The sequence below is a fragment of the Mycobacterium sp. 1165178.9 genome (genome assembly GCF_001673555.1).
Taxonomy (GTDB): domain Bacteria; phylum Actinomycetota; class Actinomycetes; order Mycobacteriales; family Mycobacteriaceae; genus Mycobacterium.
On sequence record NZ_LZMB01000391.1, the window covers coordinates 1 to 10,243 of the forward strand.

Annotated in this window: 8 protein-coding genes and 1 pseudogene; 6 read left to right on the plus strand and 3 right to left on the minus strand. The window is 66.9% G+C overall.

Features of this window, described 5'->3' with window-relative positions:
* Nucleotides 1–412: oxaloacetate decarboxylase (locus A5652_RS17095; RefSeq protein WP_197513984.1), on the minus strand; the 412-nt coding region annotated here is incomplete at its 3' end.
* An 11-nt stretch (nt 413–423) separates the two neighbouring features.
* On the minus strand, nt 424–1,854 hold the full coding sequence (locus A5652_RS17100; protein ID WP_067353810.1) for an MmgE/PrpD family protein: 1,431 nt from the start codon (nt 1,852–1,854) through the stop codon (nt 424–426).
* A gap of 84 nt (nt 1,855–1,938) precedes the next feature.
* On the opposite strand from A5652_RS17100, the gene A5652_RS17105 reads away from it, so the two are divergent.
* On the plus strand, nt 1,939–2,751 hold the full coding sequence (locus A5652_RS17105; RefSeq protein WP_067353827.1) for a GntR family transcriptional regulator: 813 nt from the start codon (nt 1,939–1,941) through the stop codon (nt 2,749–2,751).
* On the opposite strand, the gene A5652_RS17110 is transcribed toward A5652_RS17105, so the two are convergent.
* Nucleotides 2,748–3,626, minus strand: coding sequence for a ribokinase (locus A5652_RS17110; RefSeq protein WP_067353813.1), 879 nt, complete (start codon nt 3,624–3,626; stop codon nt 2,748–2,750). The two genes, A5652_RS17105 and A5652_RS17110, sit on opposite strands and share 4 nt — an antisense overlap.
* Before the next feature lie 156 nt (nt 3,627–3,782).
* On the opposite strand from A5652_RS17110, the gene A5652_RS17115 reads away from it, so the two are divergent.
* The 5 genes and pseudogenes from A5652_RS17115 to A5652_RS17135 form a co-directional block, all read left to right on the plus strand.
* Nucleotides 3,783–5,975, plus strand: coding sequence for an adenylate/guanylate cyclase domain-containing protein (locus tag A5652_RS17115; RefSeq protein ID WP_067353817.1), 2,193 nt, complete (start codon nt 3,783–3,785; stop codon nt 5,973–5,975).
* Nucleotides 5,975–7,378 carry a mechanosensitive ion channel domain-containing protein gene (locus A5652_RS17120; RefSeq protein ID WP_067353822.1) on the plus strand — a complete coding sequence of 468 codons (1,404 nt, stop codon included), beginning with the start codon at nt 5,975–5,977 and terminating at the stop codon, nt 7,376–7,378. The genes A5652_RS17115 and A5652_RS17120 overlap by 1 nt, the downstream gene beginning before the upstream one ends.
* 272 nt (nt 7,379–7,650) lie before the next feature.
* Nucleotides 7,651–8,910, plus strand: a complete 1,260-nt coding sequence (locus tag A5652_RS17125) for a glutamate-5-semialdehyde dehydrogenase (protein ID WP_067353824.1) — start codon at nt 7,651–7,653, stop codon at nt 8,908–8,910.
* A 36-nt stretch (nt 8,911–8,946) separates the two neighbouring features.
* Nucleotides 8,947–9,822: a MoxR family ATPase gene (locus A5652_RS17130; RefSeq protein WP_067129062.1), complete on the plus strand. Its 876-nt coding sequence runs from the start codon at nt 8,947–8,949 to the stop codon at nt 9,820–9,822.
* Between the two features lie 8 nt (nt 9,823–9,830).
* Nucleotides 9,831–10,243, plus strand: a pseudogene (locus tag A5652_RS17135) (hypothetical protein); the annotation flags it as partial.

Sequence of the window (10,243 nt, forward strand, 5' to 3'; positions counted from 1 at the left end):
ACACCGCCGCGTCGACGAGCTGCTTATCCGGGAGGTGACCGCAGCGTTTGGGGAACAGCTGGTCCTCGAGTTGGATGGCGGCAACCCCGGCCGCATCGTAGGAACGAACCGTGCGCACGACGTTCATGGGTCCGCCGTAACCGGTGTCGGCGTCTGCGATCAGCGGGACATCGCCCAACGCGCCGGTGATCACCCCGACCCGGTCGGCCATCTCCGTCGCGGTGACCAGGCCGATATCGGGCAACCCGAAACCCGACGCCGCCACACCGGCGCCGGTCATGTACGCGGCGACATGCCCGGTCCTTCTGGTCAAATGTGCGGATATGCCGTCGAAAACGCCTGGCGCGACGATGAGTTCGCGCTTGCTCAGCAGTTCCTTGAGCCGCTGACGGGCGGGCGTTGTTGTTGCCATCTTGCGTCCTTTCAGTCCAGCGCGCCCGCGACGGGGCCGGCGAGCAGGTCGATCAGTGTGTTGGCGTCTGCCAGGTCGTTGAGCCCGATCACCGCGCGCTCGATCGCCGTCGCGCGGTCGCGATTGGTGACCCGGTCGGCTAGGGCGTGAAATTTGGCCACCAGTTCGTCGTTGGTGACCGGATCGTTGGGGGCGCCGTGCGGCAGGGGCACTCGCGCGCGGTGCACGGTTCCGTCCCGGGTGGTCACCACGACATCGGTGCGGAATTTATCGGTGCTGCCGGCGTCGGCGAGTGATGCGTCGAGGTGCACCGTCGTGGCTTCGATCAGCGACCAGATGTCGTCGGAATCGAGTCGGGCCGGGGCGAACTGTTCGGGCAGCACGTTGCCGTCGAGCAGCGCGGCCGCGGTGGCGTATCCGATGTTCATCTGCGCCCCGATCGGGGTGAGCGGCCGCTCCGGCATCCACCAACCGTGCTTGTACACCGTCTCCCCGACGGTGATGTCGACCGACGAGATATCGCCCGGCGCAACTGAACTCCGTAGTTGCCGGGCGGCGTCGATAGCACCGTGCAGCCCACCCATGGCGGCGTAGGACTTGACCATGATGATGGTGGTCTCCCAGCGGTGGCCGAGTCCACCGGTCAGCAGCGCGGCATCCGGAGCGTGGCCCTCGCCGAAAACGCTGAGGAAGCCACCGTATTCGCGCTCGAACACGCGCTTGATGCCGGTGTAGCCGGCGGCCGCCAGGCCCGCCGCGTAGAAACCGTTGCGCGCGGCCAGGCCGTGGTGCATGCGCTTACTCATCGCTTCGTACTGCGCGGCCATCAGGCCCGCCGACTGGGTTGCGGCCAGACCCAGTGCGTCCTCCAGTTGCGCCGGTGGCAGGCCGCGAAGCTTGCCGGACGCCATTGCCGCCGAATGGGTGCCGAAGACCGGGCCCGAATGCCAGCCCCGGTCGAGCATTTGGGTGCCGTGCAGGGTGTAGCCCACGCGGGGGCCGACTTCGAACCCGGCTATGGCCGCGAGAAGCAGGTCGGCGCCCGTCGTCGGCACCGGACGCGTAGACGCCGTCGACAGCAGCGCCGGGATGAGCAGCGAGCAGCTGTGCAGCGGGGCAAGAGGATGGAAGTCGTCGAGTTCGAAGCCTTGGATGAACGTGCCGTTGAGCACCGCTGCCGCGGGCGCGCTGGTCCGCTGACCGGTACCGATGACGATGCTGTCGCCGGGGCCCTCCAATCCCAGCACGGCGCCGGTGGCCACCCGTGACCACGGCAACTGAGCCCCGACCAGGGCGCAGCCGATGCCGTCCAGCAGGAGGTGTTTGGCTCGGTCGACGACGTTGGCGGGGACGTCGTCGAGCGTGAGACCGGCGACCCAGGTCGCAAGACGCCCGGTCGGGCCGGCCGGATCGGTGGCGGCCCGCTGCTGCACCGAGGTCATCACAACTCCCTGTGGATCGCTGGACTAGTTGTTATATGTTTATAACAACTAGTCGGGTCGCGCAAGGGAGGCGGTGTGGAAGCATTGAGCATCGTGCAGCAGCGCCGCGACAAGGACGGGCCGGTGTCCACGACCGCCGGTGTGCCGTTGCACCGGCAGCTGTTCTTGGTGCTGCACGACGAGATCGACCGCGGCGTCATCGCGCCCGGCGAAGCGTTGCCCACCGAGCAGACCCTGTGTGACCAGTTCGGGGTCTCTCGCATCACCGTGCGCCGCGCGCTGGCCGACCTCGCCGAACAGGGCTATATCGAGCGGCGCCACGGCGTTGGTTCTTTTGTGCGCCGACATGATCCCGCGGATGCGCCGGCCGGCCGCTCGTACCTGCAAGAACTGCGCCAGACCCAATTCGAAACCGAGGCCGAAGTGGTCGAGCTGGGCACGCGGGCGCCCGCACGGGTCATCGCGGAAACCCTCGGCCGCACCGGCGAGTTGCTGCACATCGTGCGGGTGCGGCGGCAACGCAGGACCGGCGAGCCGTTGATGGTGACCGACGCCTGGCTGCCCCCCGAATTGGCACCGGTGCTGACTGAGGCCGCATTGCGACGCGCACCGCTCTACGAGCTGCTGTCCGACAGCGGGATCACCGTGGACGGGGTGCGGCACGAGATCACGGCCGAAATCGCGGGTCCGCGCAATGCGCGTCTGCTCGACATGCCGATCGGGGCGGCCCTGTTGCGGGTCAACCGGCTCGTCTACGCGGCCGACGCGCCGCATCACTATCTTTCGGCGATGCTATCGCCGAGCCGAAGTCGCGTGCTGCTCAGCCAGACAGCGGACGAGATGGAAACCGGCGACGGGTTGAGAATCGCCCACGACGTCGGCGGGCAGAGCGGCTAGGACGCGTTCCGAAGCGCCGCGTCGATCGCGGCGGCGTCCGGTGCGCAATCACCCGCGCCGCTCACCAATGTCGCCAACGCGCCGGCTGCGCAGGCACGCTGCAACGCGAGCCGCCGCTGATCCGGCGAGCCCGGATTGGATGGCCAATTCGCGGCCAGCACACCGGCGAAGACGTCGCCGGCCCCCGTGGTGTCCACCGCATCGACCGCCGGAGCCGACACGGTGTACTCGCCGTCGGCGCCAACGTAACGGGCGCCGTGCGCACCCAGCGTGACTACCATATGCTCTGGGCGCCAGGGCCATTCGTCGGCCTCTTCCTCGTTGGCGATCACCACGTCCGCGGCGGCCGCCAAGTCGCCCAGCGAGTGGGGATCCGGACCGGCCGGCGACGCGTTCACAATGACGACCGCTCCCGCCGAATGCGCGTGTTGCGCCGCCGCGACAGCCGTCTCCACCGGAATCTCTAGCTGGGTCAACAGCACATCGCAGTGGGCGATAACCGCACGCGCACGGTCGTCGGCCAGGGTGAAACGACCGTTGGCACCAGGCGCGACCACAATGGTGTTCTCTGCGTTCGCGTCGACCACCACGATCGCCGTGCCGCTGGGGCCGGGAATTTCGACGGCTCCGTTTAGCCCGACGCCGTTGGTCTCGAGGTGTGCGCGCAACTGCCCGGCGGCCGCGTCATCGCCCACGGCTCCGACGAATTGCACCTGCGCGCCCGCGCGCGCCGCCGCCACCGCCTGATTGCCGCCCTTGCCACCGGGCGCGTGCGTTAACGATGACGCCAACACCGTCTCGCCGGGCCGGGGAAAAGCATCGACACTCAACGACAGATCGAGATTCACACTGCCCACGACGCAGACCGCTGCCATGACGCCGACGTTAGTCGTGACGGGAAGGCAAAGCACACCAGGGTAAACAGCACTTTCGACACCCAAATCGCTTCATGGCAAACCCTGAATAACTCGGTGTCCGCACGATATTCTGCTGCGTTAGGCGTGCTGAATCCCAGGAAAAGGGGCAGGCGATTGACCACGAGCGAGCTAACAGACGCTGAACCCCATATCGAGCCCGAGTCGGCTCACCCGGCCGCCCAGCGCACGCGCCGAAGCGCCCTGACCCGATTCCGGTTCGGCATCCAGTCCAAAATTCTGATCACCATGCTGCTGTCGAGCATCCTGGGGGTGGCGGTGATCGGCGCCATCGGGGCGGCGTCTGGGCGCAACGCGTTGCGACAGGTCGAGTCCGAACGCCTGATCGAGCTGCGCGAATCCCAGAAGCGAGCCGTGCAAGCGCTGTTTCGTGAGGTGTCGAATTCACTGATCATCTGGAGTGGCGGGTTCGGCATCAACCAGGCGACGACGGCCCTCACGGCGGACTTCGCCCAACTGAACAATGCGACGATCTCGCCCGCGCAACAACAGTCGCTGGTCGACTACTACGACAACGACATGATCAAACCGATCAAGCAGATCACCGGGGACACCATCGACATCAGGGCCGTCCTGCCAAGTTCCAACGCGCAGAAGTATATTCAGGCCTATTACACCGCCCCGCCCCGGGCGAACCCCGATGCGTTGCCCGTCCCGGATGCCGGCGACGGCAGCGCCTGGTCGGCGTCCAACGCGCGCTTCGACTTCTACATGCGCGGCATCGTCAACCGGTTCGACTATCGCGACGCGCTGTTGTTGGACATGCAGGGCAATGTCGTCTACAGCGTGCGCAAGGGTCCCGACCTCGGAACCAACATCCTGACCGGCCCGTACCGCGAATCGAAGCTGCGGGAGGCATACCAGAAAGCCCTGGCGTCCAACGACGTCGACTTCGTCTGGATCACCGACTTCCAGCAGTACCAGCCGGCACTCGATACGCCCACGGCGTGGGTGGTGTCGCCGATCGGCATGAACGGCAGGTTCGAGGGAGTGATGGCACTGCCGGTGCCGGTCGCGAAGATCAACACGATCATGACCGCCGACAAGCACTGGGACGCGGGCGGAATGGGGCCGGCGACCGAAACGTATCTGGCCGGACCAGACGACTTGATGCGTTCCGATTCAAGGGATTTCATCGAGGAACCGAAGGATTACCGGCGCGCGGCGATCGACGCCGGCACGCCGCCCGACGTGGCCGATCGGGCGATCCGGCTGGGCACCACCACCTTGGTGCAGCCCGTCGATACCGCCGGTCTTCGCGCCGCCAAACGCGGCGAGACGGGCGTGGTCAGCGCCACCGACTATATGGGCAACAGGGAGCTGGAAGCCTATGCGCCGCTGCTAATCCCCAACTCCGACCTGCACTGGTCGATCCTCGCGACGCGCGACAACTCCGACGCATTCGCCCGCCTCGGGAGGTTCAGCAAGAAGATGGTGATCGCTGTCGCGGCAATGATCTTCGCCATCTGTCTGGCTTCGATGTTTGTCGCGCAGGCCGCGGTTCGGCCGGTCCGCCGCCTCGAGGAGGGCACCCGCAAGATCAGCTCCGGCGACTACGAGATCAACATCCCGGTCAAACGGCGCGACGAAATCGGTGATCTGACGGCGGCATTCAACGAGATGAGCCGGAGTCTGGCGATCAAGGAAGAGCTGCTCAACGAGCAGCGCAGGGAAAACGATCGCCTGCTGCTGGCATTGATGCCCGAATCGGTGCTGCAACGCTATCGTGAGGGCGAGGAGACCATCGCCCAGAGACACCAGGACGTCGCCATCATCTATGCCGACATCGTCGGCCTGGACGAAATCTCCAGCGACTTGCCCGAAGACGAGGTGGTCGCCACGGTCGACGATCTCTTCCGGCAATTCGATTCGGCCGCCGAAGCCCTTGGCGTCGAACGGATTCGCACGTTCCACAACGGGTACCTGGCCAGTTGTGGGATGGTTACCCCCCGGCTGGACAGCATCCATCGCGCGGTCGATTTCGCTCTCGAAATCGGTCGCATCATCGACCGATTCAACACTCAATCGGTGCACCAGCTGGGCCTGCGAGTAGGTGTGAACACCGGCAACGTGGTGAGCGGGCTGGTCGGCCGCTCCAGTCTGGTTTATGACATGTGGGGCGGCGCGGTCAGTTTGGCATATCAAATGCACAGCGGCGCACCGCAGCCGGGCGTTTATGTCAGTGCGCAGGTGTACGAGGCGATGCGCGATGTCCGGCACTTCACGCCCGCGGGCACCATCTCCGTCGGCGGTGCCGATCAGGCCATCTACCGATTGCAGGAGCGCTGATGAACCTCTCCAGCTCGACGTGGTTCTACTGGGCGATCGGCATTGCGGTCGGGCTGCCGCTCGGGCTAATCGCGCTCACCGAGCTGCACGACGCGCTGCTGCGCAGAAACAGCCCGCTGGCTCGGCAGGTCGGCCTGCTGCGCAACTATCTGCTGCCGCTCGGTGCGCTGTTGCTGTTGCTGGTTCAGGCCTCGCAGATTCCGGCCGGCGACGTCCCGGTGCGCGTCCTCACCACCGTGTTCGGCCTGCTGGTGCTGGTGCTCGTGCTGTCCGGTCTCAACGCGACGATGTTCGAGGGCGCACCCGAAAACAGCTGGCGCAAAAGGCTTCCCACCATCTTTCTGGACTGCGCCCGGTTGGCCGTTATCGGTGTCGGTCTGGCGGTGATGTCGTCCTTCATCTGGGGCGTGCGCATCGGCGGTATCTTCACCGCGCTGGGCGTCACGTCGGTCGTCATCGGTCTGATGCTGCAGAACTCCGTCGGTCAGATCGTCTCGGGCCTGTTCATGTTGTTCGAGCAGCCCTTCCGCATCGATGAATGGCTCGATACCGGCACGGCCCGCGGCCGCGTGGTCGAGGTGAACTGGCGCGCCGTGCACATCGACACCGGCAGCGGCATTCGGGTCACGCCGAACTCGGTGCTGGCCAGCAACGCGTTCACAAATCTTTCTCGCCCGCCCGGCGCGCACAAGCTGTCGGTGACGACGACGTTCTCCAGCGTCGACCCGCCGGACCAGGTGTGTGCGCTGCTATCGCGTATCGCCGAGCGGTTGCCGCAGCTCATGGCCGGCAGCGTGCCGCGCACGGTCCCGGTGGGTGCGGCCGAGTACCGCACGACGATCGGGTTGACCTCACCGGCGGACGACGGCGCCGCCAAAGCCACCTTCCTGCGCTGGGCCTGGTATGCGACACGGCGGGAGGGTTTGCACCTCGACGACGCCGACGACGACTTCTCCACCGTCGAACGTGTGGAGCATGCGTTGCATACGGTGGTGGCGCCGGCGTTGCGGATCGGCGCCGAGGAGCAGCGGTCGCTGCGGTCCGCCGCGAGGATTGTCCGCTACGGCGCCGACGAGGTGGTGGAGTACGCCGGCCAGGTCCCGACGACCATGACGTTCCTGATCTCCGGGCGCGTGCAGCTGACCGCGACCGCCGACGACGGCTCGCTGGTGCCCATCAGCACGCTGGTCGAGGGGTCGTTCCTGGGGCTGACCGCGCTGACTCGGCAACCCAACCTGGCCAGCGCGTACGCGCTCGAAGAGGTCACCGCGCTGGAGCTCGATCGCGAACACATTGAGCACCTGGTGACGCGCGCACCCCTATTGCTGCAGAACTTCGGCAACATCATCGAAGAGCGGCGCAGCAAGGTGCGCAGTGCGCGGCGCGGAGAGCGGGTGGGGTAGTGGCGATCGCGGGCGCGGCGTGCCGGGGATGGCGGGTCGCCACCATCGGGGGTAGTGGCGATCGCGAGCGCGGCGGTGCCGGGCGATGCGGGTCGCCACCATCGGGGGTAGTGGCGATCGCGAGCGCGGCGGTGCCGGGCGATGCGGGTCGCCACCATGGGGGTAGTGGCGATCGCGAGCGCGGCGGTGCCGGGCGATGCGGGTCGCCACCATGGGGGTAGTGGCGATCGGGTCGCCTCACCCGCGGTTTTGCCGCCCGATACCCTGGTTTGATGGGTCTGCAAGCACCATCGCTTCCTGACTTGCGCCAGGAGGTGCACAACGCGGCACGCCGCGCCCGCGTTGCGTCACGTGTCCTGGCATTGTTGCCGACGGTTGCCAAGGACCAGGCACTTCGATCTGCCGCCGACGCGATAGCCGCGCACAGCGATCTGATCCTGTCGGCCAATGCCGAAGACCTCGACGCCGCCCGGTCCGCCGGAACGCCGTCCGCGATGCTCGACAGGTTGGCGTTGGACTCCAAACGCGTTGAGGGCATCGCCGCCGGCCTGCGTCAGGTCGCCGGGCTGCCCGACCCGGTCGGAGAGGTGTTGCGCGGTTACACGCTGCCCAACGGGCTGCAGCTGCGTCAGCAGCGGGTGCCGCTGGGCGTCGTCGGCATGATCTACGAGGGCCGGCCCAACGTGACCGTCGACGCCTTTGGGCTGGCGCTGAAGTCCGGCAATGCCGTACTGCTGCGCGGAAGTTCGTCGGCGACGCGGTCCAACCAGGCGCTGGTCCAGGTGCTGCGGGCTTCGCTGGTCAGCGAGGACCTGCCCGCCGATGCGGTTCAACTGCTTTCGGCCGATGACCGCGCCACGGTGACGCATCTGATCCAGGCCCGCGGCCTGGTCGACGTGGTGATTCCGCGCGGCGGGGCAAGCCTGATCAACGCGGTTGTCCGCGACGCGCAGGTGCCCGCCATCGAGACCGGTGTCGGCAACTGTCACGTCTATGTGCACGAAGGCGCCGACTTGGATGTGGCGGAGCGAATCCTGTTGAATTCCAAGACACGTCGGCCCAGTGTCTGCAACGCCGCCGAAACGCTGCTGGTCGACGTCGCGATCGCCGAAGACGCGCTGCCCCGGTTGGTGACCGCCCTGCAAGACGCCGGCGTGACGGTGCACGGTGGATTTTCGAAGGATGCGCACGAGGACGACCTGCGTCGCGAGTACCTGTCGATGGACATCGCGGTGGCGGTGGTCGACGGTATCGACGCCGCGATCGCTCACATCAACGAATACGGCACCGGACACACCGAGGCCATCGTGACCACTAATATGGCTGCGGCGCAGAAGTTTACGGACGGCGTGGACGCGGCCGCGGTGATGGTCAACGCGTCCACGGCCTTCACCGACGGTGAGCAGTTCGGTTTCGGCGCCGAAATCGGCATCTCGACCCAGAAACTGCATGCGCGCGGCCCGATGGGGCTGCCCGAATTGACCTCGACCAAATGGATTGCGTGGGGAGACGGACAGACTCGTCCGGCCTGATTCCCGCGTGGCGAAAGCGTTTTAGGAGAACCGATTGTGAGTGTGCCCGCCCGGTCCAAGCCGTTGTTCGACGACATCGACGACGTGTCGCGGCGACTGGCCGAGACCGGCTACCTGCCGGACACCGCCACCGCGACGGCCGTGTTTTTGGCCGACCGGCTCGGTAAGCCGTTGCTGGTGGAAGGCCCGGCCGGTGTCGGCAAGACCGAACTGGCCCGCGCCGTCGCGCAGGCCACCGGCTCGGGCCTGGTGCGCCTGCAGTGTTACGAGGGCGTCGACGAGGCTCGCGCGCTCTACGAGTGGAACCACGCCAAGCAGATCCTGCGCATCCAGGCCGGGTCGGGGGACTGGGATCAGACCAAGGACGACGTGTTCAGCGAGGAGTTCCTGCTGCAGCGCCCGTTGCTGACCGCCATCCGGCGCACCGAGCCGACGGTGCTGCTCATCGATGAGACCGACAAGGCCGATATCGAGATCGAGGGCCTGCTGCTGGAGGTGCTGTCCGACTTCGCGGTGACCGTTCCCGAACTGGGCACCATCACCGCCGAGCGGACGCCGCTCGTGGTGCTGACCTCCAACGCCACCCGCGAGCTGTCCGAGGCGCTCAAGCGTCGCTGCCTGTACTTGCACATCGACTTTCCCAGTCCCGACCTGGAACGCCGCATCCTGTTGTCCCGAGTCCCCGAGCTGCCCGCGCATCTGGCCGAGGAGCTCGTTCGCATCATCGGCGTGCTGCGCGGGATGCAACTGAAGAAAGTTCCTTCCATCGCCGAGACCATCGACTGGGGCCGCACGCTGCTCGCGCTGGGCCTGGACACCATCGACGACGCGGTCGTGGCGGCCACCCTAGGCGTGGTGCTCAAACATCAATCCGACCAGCAGCGCGCAACCGGCGAGCTGCGGCTGAATTAGGACGACTGATGGCCACCCGCCGCACCCGACCCACCCGGCCGCTCGCCCCGCACGGGCTGCCCGGCCATTTGGTGGGATTCGTGGAAGCGCTTCGTGGGGCCGGTATTTCGGTCGGTCCGTCGGAGACGGTGGATGCCGGCCGCGTGATGGCGACGCTCGGCCTGGGCGACCGGAAGGTGCTGCGGGAGGGGTTGGCGTGCGCCGTGTTGCGCCGGTCCGATCACCGCGAGACCTATGACGCTATGTTCGACCTGTGGTTCCCGGCGGCGCTGGGCGCACGCGCGGTGGTCACCGACGACGAGGCCACCGACTCCCCAGACGACAACGCGTTGCCGCCCGACGACGTCGAGGCGATGCGCCAGATGCTGGTGGACCTGCTGACCGAGAACCCCGATCTCGCCGACATGGACGAGCGCCTGGT